Below are 17,253 nucleotides of genomic sequence, written 5' to 3' on the forward strand. Positions count from 1 at the left end.
TTTTTGGCATTACTTTTCCTTCCTGCTTCGATTGCTTTTCAACAAATACTGCACCCTCAACAATACCTATTTACGTTTCATGAACATTTTTCAATAAAATTATTCGTATCTCAATGCATCTATCGGCTTCAATCTCGCTGCTTTATAAGCTGGGTATACCCCAAATAAGATACCTATACCTGCAGAGCTAAGAAACGAATATATGATCGGCGAGACCGTGAATTCAATGGTCATACGAGTTGTTGCTTCAATTATTTTAGACGCTCCTATGCCAGCAGCAACCCCAAGTATACCTCCCATTAGACCGAAAATGACTGCTTCGAACAGGAATTGAATCATAATATCTCTAGGCTTGGCGCCAATCGCTTTGCGAATACCGATTTCTCTTGTACGCTCTATAACGGAGACCATCATAATATTCATAATTCCGATTCCCCCTACCACGAGCGATATTGCGGCTACACCTCCCAGCAATTTGCTCATGATATTATCTACACCCAAAGCTGCACCTGCTGCTTCGGACAGACTCATAGTTTGAAATTGATCCGGTTCTGAGGGTTTTAGCTGATGCGTCACACGCAAGCTATCCAATATATCTGAACGAGCTTGATCCATCATAGCTGGTGACTTGGCGGAGACATCCAGGCTGGTGATATTTCTCTCACCCAGACGGTTCATCATGGTTGTAGCAGGGATGTAAATTTGATCATTTGTACTGCGGCTTAAATTCGTAACGGGCTGAGAATTCAATACTCCGATCACTTTGAAGGGGATCTGTTTAATTTGAAACGTTCGTCCCACCACGTTTTTGGTATCCCCACCAAAAAGACGTACAACCGCTTGGCTTTCCAGAATAGCAACATTCATACGTTTATCCAACTCATCGTTGGTAAATGTCCTGCCTTCAGCAAAGGAAAACTTTTTAACTTTATAAAACGAAGCGGATGTTCCTATAATAGTTGCATTATAGTTATATCGACCCCATACAACTTTTGAATTGCTCGAAATACTGGGCATTAATGCCGCAATCGAACTCTTTTGTTCCATTGCCTTGATATCAGCCCACGTAAAGGAGGGCAAGTTGTCCCCATTGACTTCTTCCTCGGTCATTGGCATGGCTGGTGCAACCATAACCACATTATTCCCTAGACTATTTATTTCCTCCTTAATGCTGGCTTTAGAACCGTTTCCGATTGCCATAATGGCAATAACCGCTGCCACCCCAATAATAATACCGAGTATCGTTAAAAATGAACGCATCTTGTTGGTGGTTAAGCTATTCATTGATACACGGATCGTTTCCATCACATTCATAGGCTTACCATCCTTGATGAAATTCGTCTATTCGTAATTTGCTCATCCCGCTCAATATTACCATCCCGAAAACTAATCAATCGTTTGGCATATTCAGCTATTTCCAGCTCATGAGTAACCAGAACTATAGTTTTTCCCAGCTCATTCAACCCTTGAAACAGTTCCATAATCTCAATACTCGTTTTCGTGTCCAGTGCGCCCGTAGGTTCATCTGCCAGCAGAATAACAGGATTATTTACCAATGCACGTGCAATGGAGACACGCTGCTGCTGACCACCAGAAAGCTCGTTAGGCTTGTTATACATCCGTTCGGCAAGGCCAACGCTTCGTAGCGCCTCCACGGCTCGTTCCCGGCGTTCCTTGGCAGGTATACCTGCATACATCATAGGTAGCTCTACATTGGCTAATGCTGTAGTTCGGGGAAGTAAATAAAATTTTTGAAACACAAAACCTAGTTTCTGATTTCTAATCTCCGAAAGTTCGTTCTCACGAGCATCCAATATGGAATACCCATCCAGGTAGTATTTTCCGGTATCCGGATGATCCAGGCAACCAATGACATTCATCATGGTAGACTTGCCCGAACCAGAGGGTCCCATGATAGCAACAAACTCACCTTCGCTAATGGATAAATTCACGCTGCGCAGAGCCTGAATCTCCTGACCGCCTACTTCATACATTTTTTTCAGTTCTTTAATTTCGATCACCGTTTTATTGGATTGAGTTTCGCTCATTGTGCCTGCCCCCCTCCACTGCCATTCGGATCAGCACTGCTGTTCTGAGGAGGAATAACAATAGTTTCGCCTTCCTTGACACCAGACTTGATTTCGGCCTGATCCGCTGTATATACGCCTAGTTTCACCGGTCTAAATCCATAATCAGCAGGATTTGCCGCGTTCTTCGCCACATATACTCCATCTACACCACCTTCAGATCTCAATGCAAACAATGGCACAGACAGCGCGTCTTTGTGTTCAGCTAACAGAAGGGATACATCCATGTTCATCCCCGGTTGCAGCCTTATTTTTTGGCTATCCAAAGACAATTCAACTTTGTATGTAGTCACATTGGATTCCACAACTGGCTCTGGAGAAACAAAAAGAACTTCTCCTTTGAATTGCTTGTCCGGAAATGAATTGGTATGCATTGTAGCCTGAAGTCCGGTCTTCAATTTGGCGATATCACTTTCGTTAACCTTGGCACTAACCTTCATGACCCCTGTATTGGAGTTATTCATTATGATAAAAGGTGCAGTAGGACTGGTGCCCACATCGCCGTTGACCTTCAAAACAATCCCATCCCACGGCGCCGTAACCTGTAATTTATTCAGAACACTTTTCTTTTGCTCCAATTCTGTTTCGGCCTGCTGTAAAGAAGCCTGTGCAGATTGAATGTTGGAAGCTTCAGGCGGGGACTGTGCTGCCTTTAATTGAATTAAAGCGGTTTTATAACCCATTTCAGCATCTTCAATAGCCTGGTTTTGTCTGATCTGTGCCTTCTTGTATTGAAGCTCGGCATTACTCATATCCAATTTTGCCTTATCCAAGCTTTGCTTGGCCGTCGCCAGGTCACTTTCTGCGGCCGCATCATTCTGAACTAGATAAGTCTGGTCATCATAATCCTTCTGGGCTTTATCCAAGGTCACCTTGGCAACCTCTTTTTGTGCAGCGGCTTCCTCTAACTCCATCCCGTCCTTGGCTGTTTTAATCGCCATCTGTGTCTTTAGGACATTTGCCTTCTGGAGCTCAATATCAATTTGCTTTGGTCCACGCTTGGCTTCCTCTAGCTTGGCCCTTGCAATCGCAACATTGGACTGGGCATCTTTAATTTGTAATTTGGCATCTGAATCATCTAAACGAGCTAAAACCTGGCCCGCCTTAACACTATCTCCTGCTTTGACATTGACCGCAATGAGCTTGGCACCCTCGACATTTGTAAAATTAATATTCACTTCCTTGGAAGCCTGAACGGTCCCAGTCACGGCAAGCGATTCGGTTATATTGTTTTTTTTCACCTGAACAATCTGATTCGCAGGACCCTCCACGGGCTTTTCCTGCCCCCTATTCATATAAACAGTACCACCGATTCCCACTATAATGATCAAGGCCAGAATACCTATGATCACTTTTAATCTTCTTTTTTTTCTTAATATTTGCAATGCATCTTTTTTTACTGTTTCCGGCAATGTCATATCCCCTTAAATATATTTTTTTAAATCCTATACACTCCACGGTTTGTTTAAAGCATGTTGTAACTGTGTCATTTGAACAATCAATTCATCCATATTCCGTTCTATTTGCTTCACTTTTAACTGATTAGTAGCGACCTCCATACCTGTGGCAAATCCCCGTTCCTTTTTTTTACGAGAAATGTTTAATACTTTATTAGCGTTCTGCAGATTACTTTGCAGTTGTTCGTATTGCTCATCATTTTGCTGTAAATTAAAGTACATACTCTTCAATGTTTCTGCCAATTGGTCTTTGGTATTTTCCAGTCCACCTTGTGCTGAATCTACATCGATCTGTTTAATTTCATAATCATCATTCCCTGAGTTCCACGTGTAATATTTAACTTCCATCTTTGCCAGCTTGACAGCCTCCTCCTGTCTCCATACCGAAGGACTCGCCGAAATGGCACGTGTCACAAGCGTATCCAAATTCGTGCTATCCATTTTTCGGTAAACAGGTCGATCCACCAGTTCATAGACCGTACCTTGCGGTTGCCCCATTTGGGTATTTAGTGAATCCATCGCTTTTTGCAACGCAGCTTTTGCAATCTCTATATTTTTTTGTGCTTCTATACGAGTCTGAATAATGCTGCTTTGATCACTTGGAGAAATTTTCCCACGGTTGGCTTTTGCCTCAGCAGCTTTTTCCTCCAATAATGCAAGCGAAAGTGCATCCTCACTGCTCTTCACCTTGTTATCAGCCAGAAGTACCTCATAATAGTTCTTCATTGTAGTGTAGTCTGTCTGATCTTGGGCAAGCTCGATTTGCTTCTTGGATTCCAGATAAGAAACCGTCGATGAGGCATACCCCTTCCATGCTGAACTACTGGCCGCATCCTCTTCTCCATTACCTGTACCTGCGGGAATGAAGTCCAGATTCTTACCTGCATTTTTCAAGTTAATCCGATTGCGATCTATCGTTTGCTGGGCCTCCTTCAAGCTAAAGCTATTGGATCGCGCCCATTGCTGGGCTTGACTCAATGTTAGTTTCACACTTGCATTGGAAGCCAATTGCTGCCCCTCTGCTTGAACAAAGGACCCTGAAAAAGAACTGGTTGATAAGGCCAACAGCAATAAAATGAACATACGTTTTTTCATAGAACCCCCTCTTTCTATTTTTAAATAATTGTACAAACACATTCTTATATGAATTATCTATTGTTCTCTTTTGAGCAACTACAAATGAATCATAGACACGTGCAGATTGCTTTCTGCTTTGGCTAAAAGTATTTCGGGATGAAACGATCTAGCAATGTAATCATATGTCAGGGTTTTCTCATAAAATGAGATATGAATGAGCGTCTCTCTTTACTCAGCAGAAACATGACGCTCGCCTCCTTTCAGAGTCAGGCGATTTCTATGTCCCCGTAGGTATGATAAGGCTATGCCCGCCGATCGGTACAACAGCTCTCCGGCTAGGATACCGCCAACGACATCTGCTAGTACATGCTGCTTGACCAGCAAAGTGGACGCTATAATGACAATAGACATCGCGGTGACTGCCCAGCGAATCGTTCTTCCGAATACCCTTGCTCCACGAAGCATCAGGTAGCTGGTTAGCACATGAATGCTCGGGAAACAGTTAAACGGCTGGTCATGGCTGTACACCAACCAGACCAAACGGTTGATGACGCCTGTCTGGGCTAGATTGTCTGGACGGTGAACAGCCGTTTGGAAAAGGGCATAGACGATATAAGAAAGGATCAGCCCTCCACAGAGCGCAAGTAGCGTCCGGTAATAAGCTGTTCTGTCCTTGAACGCAAGTCCGATCAGTACAGATGCAATGAACGGGTACCAAAGAACATAAGGAATAATAAAGGACGGAACGAATGGCGTTAGGCGATCTAGATCCGTTACGAGGCTATAGACGTGTTCGGTAGGATGGTTAAGTATACCGTAGAAAATATACAATAACGGAACCACTGTAAGCCATAGAAGAGACAGCCAAGTTGAAAGGAAGGTTTGTTTTGTAGGGTGAGTCACGTTATCATCTCCTGATTAGGTTCATCTATAGCAATGAACCCATCATAATGATAAACTCTGAAGAACTTTAGAGGATTTTTCTAAAGAATTCCTTAACATTAGTTGGTAAGGGGTATTCCCTCTCACATCTTATTTATAGGGAATCTTATCAACAATTTACGTAATAAAAAGCCTCGCCAACTTTTTTGTTGGCAAGGCTTTTTGGGTTCTTCAATCAGATCAGCTTTCTGATTTTCATGCACTTCTTGCAAACTTCGAGTCTGAATAGTGTACATATCTTCAGATTTTCTTTAGATATATCCTCGTAAAATCCTTAGATTTTTTCGTTACTATTTTTATATTGATATAAATAACAAAACGAGGAGATATGGCAATATGTTTTGGATTATTCCTTCCAGTTGTTCGGTATATCATCCCTTTATTTGTTGGGTACCCAAAAGGGAGAAATTAAATAATGGGGGAAAAACAGTTGAATATCAGTGAATGTCTACTTTTTTTGCAAGGATTTCTCACAAATCCACAACGAGTAGGAAGTGTTATACCTAGCTCCCGATTTCTAGCAGCTAAAATCGTTGAGTCTATACCATGGAATGAGGTAAAGGCAGTCGCAGAACTCGGGTCAGGTACAGGTGCTATTACACGTTTCATGAAGCCACAGTTAACCGGATCAACAAGAGTGCTATTGTTCGAAAGGGATAAGAAAATGAGAGCTACTCTGAAGACAAAATACTCAGATTTCGCGTGTCATTCAAACGCTTGCCAATTAATCAAAAAATTGAATCAAGATGACATCGGCCAGCTTGATTGTATTATTAGCGGATTGCCATTTTTTAATTTTACGAGTGAAATGCGAGAAAGCTTACTTAATCAGATTATTAAGGCACTAAAACCAGAAGGGATTTTTGTCGCTTATCAGTACTCACTTCAAATGAAAAAAAAATTTGCCGAAGATTTAATCATCGAAAAAATCGAGTTCGTACCTTTCAATTTCCCTCCAGCTTTTGTATATACCTGTCGCAAAAGGGGAGGCAATAATCGGTATTAATAAACTTTTCGTAGCAATCATTGGATTTGTCTTAATTATAGAATTTTAGTAGCCGTAATCATAAAAAGTAGGAAAGGGGCATCATGTAATGGATACAATACTTGTTGTAGGTGACGATACAGAGATTCGAGATGTCATTCACGTTTATTTGCGCAATGAAGGATACTTTGTCATAGAAGCTGCAAATGGTCTGGAAGCGTTAGATTTAATAAGATCAATCTCTTTCGAACTTGTCATCTTAGATATTAAGATGCCACAAATGGATGGCATTAATGCTTGCATTAAAATAAGGGAAATATCGAGCACCCCCATTATCATGCTATCGGGGGAGGAAGAAGATATTGGTAAAATTTCGGGTCTTACTCCCGGTGCGGACGATTACATGATAAAACCTTTTAATCCGTTAGAATTACTCGCTCGAGTAAAAGCTCATTTGCAGCGACAATCATTAATAGGAAAAGAAGAATTTAATTCTGTTATATTCATCAAAGATCTTGTGATCGATAAGAGTAAACATTCAGTTACATTGAAAGAAAATAACATTTCGCTGACCCCTCTTGAGTTTTCAATTCTAGAGTTGCTTGCAAGCCACCCTGGGCAAGTATTTAGCTTTGATAAGATTTACGAAAGCGTGTGGAAAGATCCTATTGGGTATTCCGATAATACCGTGATGGTCCATATTCGTAATTTACGAGAGAAATTAGAGGAGTTCCCCAGAGATCCTCAGTATATTAAAACGATTTGGGGAGTTGGTTATAAAATTGACTGAACATGTGCAAAAACCAAAACGAAAAAAAAGGATGATTCAGGTCAATATTTTAATCAGAATGATGCTAAGTCTCATTATCGCCACAACCATAAATAACATGCTCATTTTACTTTTACTGGATATTGGCCATGGCATGGAATCCGAGTGGCTCCTCAATTTCATTCCGTATATTTTCCCCCCCCTGTTTATGGTTAACTTTATTATTACTTTCCTAGCTTTAACTCGACGAATCGTAAGAGACTTAATTTCGTTGGAGCAGGGGCTTCAAATTATATCCGAGGGTAATTTAAGCTATCGAGTGCCTGTCATGCGAAATGATGAGCTTGGGAGGGTTGCGTTTAATATCAACTTGATGGCGGAACGTCTACAACAGCAGATCGAAAAGGAACGTGAACTAGAAATCTCCAAGTTGGAAATGATAACAGGCATATCACACGACTTGCGTACGCCACTTACAAGCATTATTGGCTATATAGAACTCTTAAGAACAAATTCATTTCAAAATAAAGATGAATATACGCGATTTGTTCAAAACACTTATAACAAAGCTATTCATTTAAAAAAATTGCTCGATGATTTGTTTGAATATACCCGACTTACTTCGGTCGATACCCGCCTGGACCTAAATAAAATCGATGTATTCCAGCTTCTAGATCAATTAATTTTTGAATTTGAACCGATCGCTCAAGAGAACGGTATCCATATTATTAAAGACTTAGGTAACTCTCCTATTATAACCGTTATTGACAGTAAAAAAATTGCCAGAGCAATCGATAATCTACTCATGAATGCCCTTAAGTACTCTGTAAAGCCAGGAACCGTACGTATTTTAATGAAGTTGGATAATAAGCAAATTAGTATTGAGATCGAAAATAAAGGGAATCCCCTCACACAAGAGCAAGAAAATAAACTCTTCAATCGTTTTTATAAAGTAGACCATTCAAGAAGTAGTGAAGGCATTCAAACGGGAGCAGGTCTGGGCCTTTCTATTGCTAGAAACATTATTGAGTTGCATGGAGGAACCTTAACGCTCATTCATATAAATAACATATTTAAATTTACTCTTACTTTGCCTTTCGAAGGAGTTCTGACCCGTTCCATTGGATCAGAAGAAGGCCACTCCGGCAACCTTGATGTATAAGTAAAAAAACTTAAGCCCCGAACAATACTTTGTCCCGGGCTTAAGTTTTGATTTTTAGTATCCAAATTAAACTTACTCTGTTTTTTAAGTATAATCCTCGAGAGTGCTGACAGATAATGTGTTTATGTAAAACAAAAAAGCCGCGCTTATCACGGCCGTACCATAATTAATGCTCATATATTTAGCCTGTTCATTATGCAGCTCTTTTCTCATCTACTCTCTGAAAACAATATCCCGTATATAATGCTTCAATGATAAATTCATTTAATGCCTCCAACATGTATGCAGGTGCATCCCTGTCTGCTCCAAACGTTTGCCCGCTATCATGAAGAACGATAACAGCTCCACCCCTTAGCTTGGACAGCAGCCTTTGCTTAATTTTTTGCTTGCCGCCAGAGCTCTTCCAGTCACCTACAATAACAGACCAAAGAATCATGCGAAATTGCTTCATCAGAAAAAAATCAAATAGGTTAATGACTCCCCACGGGGGCCGATAATAGAAGGCTTTCTCTCCAATAATACGATTAATGACATTGGCCGTTTTGTTTACCTGCTCGCGAACCCTCTTAGGACTCATTAAAGCATTTGACCAATGTACATAATTATGGATTCCGACAAGATGTCCTTCATTGTGCATCCGTTGGATTAAATCGGGATATTTCTCTGCTTTGCGACCAAGGACAAAAAAGGTACCCTTTATATTATATTTCTTTAATAAATCAAGCAAAAGAGGCGTAAATTCTGCGTCCGGACCGTCATCAAAAGTTAACGCAATGGGCTGCTCGCCCGTTCCCCTTTTATAAACTCCGATTCCAAATAGTCGGATTATAAGGGTCGGGATAATCGTGTATACGAGTAATGCACTAATGAGAATTATGAATGTCTGCTTCATGATCCTGCTCCTTTTTAACAGTAATAAATCCATGCTTGCCTTTTTTCTAGGAGCATATCTTTATTTCACTGGATCTATTATTCATTGCAATAGTTCCAAAAATAACTTCTAATGAAGCAAACGCGGACTCTTTAGGATGGAACTGTTTAGTATTTTCTATCATATGTTGAAGAAGTTTTGCATCATCTAGTAATTCCGATAGGCGCTCGGTTAGATCCCCAGATGTCTCTGCATGAATGGCTACCCCAGAACGAACTAAAAATTTGGCATTATCCTGTTCTTGACCAGGGATTGGTTTACAAAGTAGCATCGGCAGTTCCATAGCAATCGCCTCAAAAGTCGTGACTCCTCCTGGTTTGGTAATCATAATATCAGATATAGCCATTAACTCATGAACATAGTTAATATAACCTGTTAAATAGATGCGATGTTTGGAAATTTTCAGACTCTCATTCAATTTCATTCGAAGTTTTTCATTATGCCCACAAACAAGGATGAATTGTACAGGCTGTGACAATAGATCAAATTTCTGAATAGTAGAGCTTCCATCGCCAATCATGCCGCAACCTCCTCCCATCACAAGCACAGTAGGCATATGAGGATCTAAACCATACTTCTTAGCTGTTTTCTCTCTTTCTATGGACTGAGAAAATTGCGGGCGAATGGGAATTCCCGTATCTGCAATCCGAGTCTCTTCAACACCTAATTGAATTAAAGAATCACGTACACTTCTGGAACCCACAATATATTGATCTGTATATGGATAAATCCATGAACTATGATCCGTGTGATCGGTAATGATAGTAACAGTATGAATATCGATTGAACCATATGATTTCAACTTCGACATCACGCCTGCCGCCAAGGGGAAGGTGCATACTACAATAGCTGGCTGTATTTCATTAATCAATTTCATCATTCGTCCGATTCCTGTAGAAAAAACGGTCTTTATAATATAGGATAGGGTGTTTTGTCTCCGCGTTTTCTGATATAGATATCCATAAACTTGAGGGAATGTTTTTACGGCTTGGAGATAAACATTTCGACTCAAATGATTCATATAAGGATGGACCCATTCCATAAAATCAATAATGACAGGTTCCATATGAGGAAATCGAATTTGCATCGCATCTTGTATCGCTTGGGCTACTTGAATGTGACCATCTCCATAATTTCCGGTAAGAATCAACATTCTTTCTTTCGTTCCTTTTTTCATGGAACACAGCTCTCCTTTTCAAAAAATCAAATCTCAGAAACGTTTAAGAATTACTTTCCTTTTATGTTAAGAGAAATCGGCATAAACTGAAGGCACAGAAAGGATGCTTTCATATGCCAAAGAAACGATTCTTATTATTGATGATGAAATGAAATTCGGGAGTTGGTGGGGGTATATCTGACTAGGACGATTAATATTTTTAAATCAGCATTTCGCCTTATGTGAAAATCGTTTGAGCTGCTAGAATATATAGCAACAGGAAATCATAACTTTGTTGTATTTCCTTTAAATCTATCAAAAGTGAACTTGCGAACCTTCGGGCAAATCGAAAATGTATTTAAACATGTGTCGGGTCAGTTTAAAAAAAGGGGGAAATAAAGGCTGGTCTAGCTTTAGAAAAAAATATCCCGCTTGTAATCGATTTACAAACAAATTGATACAAGTTATTACAATGGCGAAACTGAGATATGCAATGACGAGACTGAAAACTAACGCCAAAAAAATCTCAAAGCAAACATTTCTTTTGCCGTTTATCAGTTTCAATTTTCTACCCAACTCCCCAAACGGTTTTTATATATCGCGGCTCTCTTGGAAGATCATCTATTTTCTCGTGTAAATTCAGAATTTGAACTACTACCGTATTATCTAAATCTCCTAAAGGTTGATTCCACACATCACGCTTTGCTCCTTTTCCGACTTTTAAGAATCATGAATATGACAATTCCTATGATTAAGGCAAGTCCCACATATATACCGTAGTGATAAATCATTGTCCCGATTGTTTCCACATGACCACCTGCAAATTGGCCAACTACAAAAAAGACAGACGTCCAAACAAGACCGGCTGTATAGGAATAAAGAATATAACGGCGAAATGACATTTTATTAATTCCGACTAAATAGGGAACAATATGCCTCACCACCGGAAAAAAGTAGCTAAAACTCAATGCAATATTTCCATATTTATTTAGAAGGTGTTCTGATGTTTGTATATGCTTCCCCAAATTTTTTTTATGGCGAAGTTTATCCAGCACCGGCGAACCGAAAAACCTGCCTAGAATATAACCAAGAGAAAGCCCGGAGATAACTCCTAAATAAGTGATAATAAATGCTGGGAAATAATGGAGTAATCCTACTTTGCTAACGGCTCCGCCGGTCATAACGACAACCTCGTCCGGTATTGGCATTCCAACAATTCCGAGCCATAATGCAAAGAATAAAGCAGCATAACCAAACTGCGCAATCCAATGAATTAGTGTGTCATAACTCACTTAAATCCCCTCCTTCTTACGACATGTATAAACAAAAGCAGGAGGAAAATTGAGGGGCACAAAATCGATTTTATCAATAGCAGATCGATTTACTCGCAGTTCGATAAAGCGTGTGATAGCTCCTGTGCCAGAACCGAATTCTGCAATTGTGCTCACATCATCCCATGACACAGATTGAACCATTTTACTCGCCAGAAACCGTGAACTGGGCAAAACACTTCCAACTCGCTTTGGATTTTTAATAAATCGTTGCAAGAACATTGCATACTGATTTGAAGTCAAATGACTCTCCCCCTTTCTTCTATTTTTTTCATTTGTTCACCAGCTTATGCAGTAAAGTTGGATAATTTCGACTTGAACCACTTGGTTGTGATAAAGGTGCCAACGGCTATCATTAGAGCAACCACGGCCAATTTAGGATCGATCAAATCTAGCAAAGCCAATATATAATGTCCAAGGAACTTGCCAAAGGTAAAGAACGTAGCGGTCCAAACAAACGCGCTGGAATACGAAATCAAAGCAAACTTCTTGTATGAGGTACCGTTTAGACCAACGAATACAGGCAAAATATACCGAATGACTGGTATGAAATGTCCAAGACACATTGCGATATCTCCGTGTTGTTCAAAAAATTTCTCTGCTTTCTGAAAGTGACGGTTGTTTTGAAACTTTAGTTTAAATTTTTCTCCAAAGATTCTGCCCGCAAAATAAGCAATTGTAATTGCTGTAAATAAGCCAGCGAGAATAACAATATATACAATCCACGGGTTTAAAGCTCCGTTGTTACTCAAAATTCCACCTGTTAGTATGGTTATTTCATTTGGAACCGGGACGCCGAATGGGCCTAGGCAGAAGGCTAAGAAAAAAAAGAGATATCCATAATGATCGACTAGCTGTAAGACGATATCACTAATCATGTTCTAACCTCCTCGTTAATGTCGATGAAAGTATATTATTATAAAAATCTTAGGAGCTTATAGGGATATTTCTAAAGAAATTCTGAAGTAATACAAAAACGCCTTTAATTCTCCCCTCCAAGCCATGGCTTGACATCTTAAACTGTTTTACGCCCAATGTAGGAAAGGTCTGATCAGCTTTTAACCAAGCTAATCAGACCTCAACTTTATCCTAACACTTTGGTAATTCTACTTCTTTAGCACTGATGGAAATTGAAAAAGAGAGAGTTCACTCTCCTATTCCCACTCGTACTAGTGAAAACATAGCTTCACATACAAGTAGAAGAAAATACACGATCTCATAAACATCCCCCTCCCAACATTATGAAGGGATACAAATTAGAGTCGCACTAGGTCTTTCTATAGCCATAAATATCATTGAGTTGCGTGGCGGAACAGTTTGCCCTTATAAAAAAGCCTTACCGACTTGGTTGGTAAGGCTTTTTGGGTTGGATGATATAGATTTTAAACCTTCTATAGATGAATCTTTAGATTTTCTTTAGAAATATACTCATTAATTCCTTAGTTTTTTTCATTATGATTTCTGTATCGAAACAATAAAGAGGTGCAGAAATAGAGAGATTGGGCCATGTGCATCGGTATGTTCTTCCCAATCGTACGATATTTTCTCCCTATGTCTTCACTTCAATTTTCTCATTTTTAATCGTTTCGGTATCCATCCGTTTCGATAAAAGAAATAAATTTGTTTAATATTTGTGCCATATTCAGCATTGTTCCTGACAATAAAAACAGTAATGGAGGAAAATCAGTTGAAACTTAATGAATACCTTTTATTTTTGCAAAGCTTTATTCACAGCCCAAAAAATGTAGGCAGTGTTATACCAAGCTCCCAGTTTCTAGCGACCAAAATGGTTAAACAAGCCCCCTGGAACGAGATTAAGGCAGTCGCAGAACTCGGATCGGGTACAGGTGCCATCACCCGCTTTATCAACGCCCAGGTGAGTGAACCCACGAAAGTGTTATTGTTTGAGATGAATGAGACTATGAGGAATAATTTACAGACAGAATACCCAGACTTCTCCTGTCATCCGAACGCTGCTCAGTTAGTAGAAGCAATGAAGAAAGAGCACATTCATCAGCTGGATTGTATTTTTAGCGGACTACCTTTTTTTAATTTTGAGCGTGAATTGAGAGATACCTTGGTTGAACAGATCTATAAAGCACTCAAACCTGGAGGCTTGTTTATCGCCTTTCAATATTCGCTTCAAATGAAAAAGCAGCTTTCCGAAAAATTTATCATTGAAAAAATTGATTTAGCACCTTTCAATATCCCTCCCGCTTTCGTTTACGTCTGTCGCAAAAAGGAAACAATTTAAATGATGATGACACTTTCATTCACTCCATTAAATGTTTCGCTTATGCCTATGTAGAAAAAGTGAAGACTTTACCTTATTATCAAGATATCTATACTAGTTGCGTAATTTCAGGTACCTTAAATACCTTAATTCTACCCAGTCAAAAAAGAAGGAGCAGTCAGTAATGAATACCATTCTTGTCGTGGATGATGATTCCGAGATTCGGGATGTCATTCATGTATATCTACGTAATGAAGGATACCATGTGATTGAAGCAGCCGATGGTGAAGAAGCCCTGGATGCCATAAAGACAACACCGATTCAACTGGTTATCCTGGATGTCATGATGCCACGAATGGATGGAATCAGAGCATGCCTTAAAATAAGGGAAATATCGAATACTCCGATTATTATGCTGTCAGCCAAGGAAGAAGATATTGATAAAATTAACGGACTGACTACCGGGGCCGATGACTACATGACCAAACCGTTCAATCCATTAGAATTGCTTGCTCGCGTAAAAGCGCAGCTACGTCGTCAAACATTAATAGGAAAAGAAGAATTTAATTCCCTTATTCTTATTAAAGACCTGATCATCGATAAGAGTAAACATTCCGTAAAGTTAAAGGGCAACGAAATTTCGTTGACTCCTCTGGAGTTTGCTATTCTGGTCTTGCTTGCCAGCCATCCTGGGCAGGTTTTTAGTTCGGAGCACATTTACGAAAATGTATGGAAGGCGCCATATGGATTTTCTGATAATACCGTAATGGTTCATATTCGTAATTTACGAGAAAAATTAGAGCAGTTCCCAAGAGATCCTCAGTATATTAAAACGGTGTGGGGAGTTGGCTATAAAATTGAATGAACATGTACAAAAGTCAAAACGAAAAAAACGGATTCAAGTCAACATTTTAATCAGAATGGTGCTAAGTTTTATTATCGCCATTGCTATAAATGATATTCTCATTTTACTTTTCTTGAAAATTAGCAGTACTATGGAATGGCATTGGTTTCGCAATTTTTTTCCTTATCTTCTTACCCCCTTGTTTATGGTAACGTTTATTTTTACTTTTTTAGTTTTGACACGGCGAATCGTTAGAGACTTAATTACATTGGAGCAAGGGCTTCAGATTATTTCCGAAGGTAATTTAAAATATCGGGTACCTGTTGTTCGGCAAGATGAACTTGGACGGGTTGCGCTCAACATCAATCGAATGACAGAACGTTTAGAGCAACAGATTGTAAAAGAACGTGAAATAGAGAAATCCAAGATGGATTTGATCACAGGTATTTCACATGACTTGCGCACGCCTCTGACAAGCATTATCGGCTATATCGAGCTTTTAAGAACAGACTCATATCAGGATAAAGATGAATATACGCGCTTTGTTCAAAACACCTATAACAAAGCGATTCATTTGAAGAAGTTGCTCGATGACTTGTTCGAATATACTCGGCTCACTTCAGTCGATACCCACTTAAATCTGAGAAGGATCAATTTATTTCAACTCTTGGATCAATTGCTGTTCGAGTTCGAACCCATTGCTCAAGAAAACGGTGTATATATCGTAAAAGATATCGGTGACTCCCCAGTGGTTACCTCCATTGATAGCGATAAAATTGCTAGAGCAATCGATAATCTTCTCATGAACGCCTTAAAGTATTCCTTGAAGCCGGGAGGCATTTGCATTCGACTGAAAACGAGTCCTGAGCAAATTACGATTGAGGTCGAAAATAAAGGAGCTCCCCTCACGCAAGATCAAGAGGAGAAGCTATTTGATCGTTTTTATAAGGTTGACCATTCAAGAAGTAGCGAAGGTATCCAAACTGGAGCAGGACTGGGTCTTTCCATCGCTAGGAATATTGTTGAGTTACATCAAGGCACCCTAACGCTCAATCATAGTCATAACGTATTTACATTCCAATTGAATTTACCTTTTGTAAACAACTCAAGTAGCTAACCGCAGTCCTTAAAGAATATTTATACAGTGGCGGATTATTATGATTTTACATCTTAATAAATCCATTTACAGCGACTCAGGATATTCCTATTTCATAACCATTTCCTCAATATACTGAATGTCGCATATAACGTGCTTAAATGATCAATTTTCTTTTTCAAAGAATTATCTCTAATAATCTGTCCATCTTTAGTCCATTGTCCATATATTTGAACTAACCGCCCTGTAGTTCGTGAGAGTTCAAGAAGAAGTGCTGTCTTCAGATGCTCTTTTTGAACTAAAGTTAGGTTATTATCCATTTTTATTTTATTAAATTCTTCTATCAAATCTCTTACTAGTTCATTATTCACTTCTTTCAATGAAGCCATTGTCTTCTCCAAGAGCTTCACGTTTCCTTTTTATCTCTTGATACCCTGGAACTAAACATACTTCGGTTTGGACATCTTTGTACTCTAATTCAGCAGATTTATAGATTGATTTTCCGCAAATAGTTAAAAGGTAGCTCAATTTATCTAAGTTTGGTTTCGCTAAATTCTTTTTCCCATTAAGTTGACCCTTGTGAACATAGTCCTTAAGCGAATCAATTATATCCACCATTAAACCGATAAACTCTTCCTTCTGATCTTCCTTAAAATTTTTTTACTCTCTCAATTAAATTGTCATAATAAACTGACAATTGGTTCTCGTTCGAGATATTTGAGACAAGTGTATTTATAAGTAACGAAAGATATGATACGCAACAATTAGCAATAATAAGAATTTATAACAGTTTGAACTCTTCTGTCATCTAGTGAATTCAAACTATCTATTATTGGTTTAATATTAGTAGGTAATGGAACAAAGTAATCACCCCCTTCATCATATTCTTCGTAATCGAGTTCAGTTCCGTTAACGTCTTCTTTTCTAATTGTTGATTCTTCCTCTTCGTCTGTAATCGTTCTAACTTTATAAAGTTCCATTATCGTGCTTTATTACTTTTATTTGTTGTTCTAAGGCTTCCAAGGTATCTAGTGTCACGGGAGCCGTACAGTCTTCGTGCCATCATACGATATTAAAAAACCTAATGAGGTGAGCCTATTGTTCGTTCAATTAACCGTGAGTGAGATAATGATCTGAAAACAAAAAAACTGGCACAAAAAATATCTCGATGGATAAGCCTTGA

19 protein-coding genes and 1 pseudogene are annotated in these 17,253 nt (G+C 39.1%); 6 read left to right on the plus strand and 14 right to left on the minus strand.

All coding sequences use genetic code 11. The features are described 5' to 3' along the window. Nucleotides 1–99 precede the first annotated feature (99 nt). From ACM1ND_RS23345 to ACM1ND_RS23365, 5 genes are all read right to left on the minus strand, one after another. On the minus strand, nucleotides 100–1,314 hold the full coding sequence (locus ACM1ND_RS23345; protein ID WP_418026607.1) for an ABC transporter permease: 1,215 nt from the start codon (nucleotides 1,312–1,314) through the stop codon (nucleotides 100–102). Then, the gene (locus ACM1ND_RS23350; protein ID WP_341063815.1) at nucleotides 1,311–2,048 is read right to left on the minus strand and encodes an ABC transporter ATP-binding protein; all 738 of its coding nucleotides are present in this window, start codon (nucleotides 2,046–2,048) and stop codon (nucleotides 1,311–1,313) included. The genes ACM1ND_RS23345 and ACM1ND_RS23350 overlap by 4 nt, the downstream gene beginning before the upstream one ends. After that, the gene (locus ACM1ND_RS23355; RefSeq protein WP_076295692.1) at nucleotides 2,045–3,499 is read right to left on the minus strand and encodes an efflux RND transporter periplasmic adaptor subunit; all 1,455 of its coding nucleotides are present in this window, start codon (nucleotides 3,497–3,499) and stop codon (nucleotides 2,045–2,047) included. Before ACM1ND_RS23355 ends, ACM1ND_RS23350 begins: the two co-directional genes overlap by 4 nt. A 33-nt stretch (nucleotides 3,500–3,532) precedes the next feature. Next, nucleotides 3,533–4,639 (minus strand): TolC family protein, encoded by a 1,107-nt coding sequence (locus tag ACM1ND_RS23360; RefSeq protein ID WP_076295693.1) that lies wholly within the window; start codon nucleotides 4,637–4,639, stop codon nucleotides 3,533–3,535. 210 nt (nucleotides 4,640–4,849) lie between these two features. Continuing rightward, nucleotides 4,850–5,524 carry a phosphatase PAP2 family protein gene (locus ACM1ND_RS23365; protein ID WP_028541750.1) on the minus strand — a complete coding sequence of 225 codons (675 nt, stop codon included), beginning with the start codon at nucleotides 5,522–5,524 and terminating at the stop codon, nucleotides 4,850–4,852. A 454-nt stretch (nucleotides 5,525–5,978) separates the two neighbouring features. On the opposite strand from ACM1ND_RS23365, the gene ACM1ND_RS23370 reads away from it, so the two are divergent. From ACM1ND_RS23370 to ACM1ND_RS23380, 3 genes are all read left to right on the plus strand, one after another. Continuing rightward, nucleotides 5,979–6,569 carry a class I SAM-dependent methyltransferase gene (locus ACM1ND_RS23370; protein ID WP_160789371.1) on the plus strand — a complete coding sequence of 197 codons (591 nt, stop codon included), beginning with the start codon at nucleotides 5,979–5,981 and terminating at the stop codon, nucleotides 6,567–6,569. Between the two features lie 88 nt (nucleotides 6,570–6,657). Then, nucleotides 6,658–7,338, plus strand: coding sequence for a response regulator transcription factor (locus tag ACM1ND_RS23375; RefSeq protein WP_023990449.1), 681 nt, complete (start codon nucleotides 6,658–6,660; stop codon nucleotides 7,336–7,338). Then, the gene (locus tag ACM1ND_RS23380) at nucleotides 7,331–8,479 is read left to right on the plus strand and encodes a sensor histidine kinase (RefSeq protein ID WP_075154804.1); all 1,149 of its coding nucleotides are present in this window, start codon (nucleotides 7,331–7,333) and stop codon (nucleotides 8,477–8,479) included. Before ACM1ND_RS23375 ends, ACM1ND_RS23380 begins: the two co-directional genes overlap by 8 nt. A gap of 193 nt (nucleotides 8,480–8,672) precedes the next feature. On the opposite strand, the gene ACM1ND_RS23385 is transcribed toward ACM1ND_RS23380, so the two are convergent. The 6 genes and pseudogenes from ACM1ND_RS23385 to ACM1ND_RS23410 form a co-directional block, all read right to left on the minus strand. Next, nucleotides 8,673–9,371: a polysaccharide deacetylase family protein gene (locus ACM1ND_RS23385; protein WP_418026608.1), complete on the minus strand. Its 699-nt coding sequence runs from the start codon at nucleotides 9,369–9,371 to the stop codon at nucleotides 8,673–8,675. A gap of 46 nt (nucleotides 9,372–9,417) precedes the next feature. Further along, a complete protein-coding gene (locus ACM1ND_RS23390) occupies nucleotides 9,418–10,587 on the minus strand; it encodes an MGDG synthase family glycosyltransferase (protein WP_338532875.1) in 1,170 nt (389 codons plus the stop codon). Nucleotides 10,588–11,134: 547 nt separating this feature from the next. Beyond that, nucleotides 11,135–11,260 (minus strand): annotated as a pseudogene (locus ACM1ND_RS23395) (winged helix-turn-helix domain-containing protein); the annotation flags it as partial. Between the two features lies 1 nt (nucleotide 11,261). Beyond that, nucleotides 11,262–11,858 carry a DedA family protein gene (locus tag ACM1ND_RS23400; RefSeq protein WP_068938306.1) on the minus strand — a complete coding sequence of 199 codons (597 nt, stop codon included), beginning with the start codon at nucleotides 11,856–11,858 and terminating at the stop codon, nucleotides 11,262–11,264. After that, the gene (locus ACM1ND_RS23405) at nucleotides 11,859–12,140 is read right to left on the minus strand and encodes a hypothetical protein (RefSeq protein WP_028541746.1); all 282 of its coding nucleotides are present in this window, start codon (nucleotides 12,138–12,140) and stop codon (nucleotides 11,859–11,861) included. A gap of 44 nt (nucleotides 12,141–12,184) precedes the next feature. Beyond that, nucleotides 12,185–12,775, minus strand: coding sequence for a DedA family protein (locus tag ACM1ND_RS23410; RefSeq protein ID WP_023990456.1), 591 nt, complete (start codon nucleotides 12,773–12,775; stop codon nucleotides 12,185–12,187). A gap of 809 nt (nucleotides 12,776–13,584) precedes the next feature. Here ACM1ND_RS23410 and ACM1ND_RS23415 point away from each other — a divergent pair. From ACM1ND_RS23415 to ACM1ND_RS23425, 3 genes are all read left to right on the plus strand, one after another. Continuing rightward, a complete protein-coding gene (locus ACM1ND_RS23415; protein WP_418026609.1) occupies nucleotides 13,585–14,151 on the plus strand; it encodes a class I SAM-dependent methyltransferase in 567 nt (188 codons plus the stop codon). A gap of 163 nt (nucleotides 14,152–14,314) precedes the next feature. After that, entirely contained in the window at nucleotides 14,315–14,995 is a 681-nt protein-coding gene (locus ACM1ND_RS23420) for a response regulator transcription factor (protein WP_053326163.1), read from the plus strand. Beyond that, complete coding sequence (locus ACM1ND_RS23425) at nucleotides 14,988–16,091, plus strand: sensor histidine kinase (RefSeq protein ID WP_028541743.1); 1,104 nt, start codon at nucleotides 14,988–14,990, stop codon at nucleotides 16,089–16,091. The genes ACM1ND_RS23420 and ACM1ND_RS23425 overlap by 8 nt, the downstream gene beginning before the upstream one ends. 92 nt (nucleotides 16,092–16,183) lie before the next feature. On the opposite strand, the gene ACM1ND_RS23430 is transcribed toward ACM1ND_RS23425, so the two are convergent. The 3 genes from ACM1ND_RS23430 to ACM1ND_RS23440 all read right to left on the minus strand — a co-directional run bounded on the left by ACM1ND_RS23430 (nucleotide 16,184) and on the right by ACM1ND_RS23440 (nucleotide 17,050). Further along, nucleotides 16,184–16,459, minus strand: coding sequence for a hypothetical protein (locus tag ACM1ND_RS23430; RefSeq protein ID WP_023990460.1), 276 nt, complete (start codon nucleotides 16,457–16,459; stop codon nucleotides 16,184–16,186). Then, complete coding sequence (locus ACM1ND_RS23435; protein ID WP_071558199.1) at nucleotides 16,434–16,688, minus strand: hypothetical protein; 255 nt, start codon at nucleotides 16,686–16,688, stop codon at nucleotides 16,434–16,436. The genes ACM1ND_RS23430 and ACM1ND_RS23435 overlap by 26 nt, the downstream gene beginning before the upstream one ends. A 146-nt stretch (nucleotides 16,689–16,834) precedes the next feature. Then, the gene (locus ACM1ND_RS23440; RefSeq protein ID WP_160789375.1) at nucleotides 16,835–17,050 is read right to left on the minus strand and encodes a hypothetical protein; all 216 of its coding nucleotides are present in this window, start codon (nucleotides 17,048–17,050) and stop codon (nucleotides 16,835–16,837) included. Nucleotides 17,051–17,253 lie beyond the last annotated feature (203 nt).

Origin of the sequence: Paenibacillus sp. JJ1722, from assembly GCF_048282685.1 — a bacterium.
Classification (GTDB): domain Bacteria; phylum Bacillota; class Bacilli; order Paenibacillales; family Paenibacillaceae; genus Paenibacillus; species Paenibacillus polymyxa_B.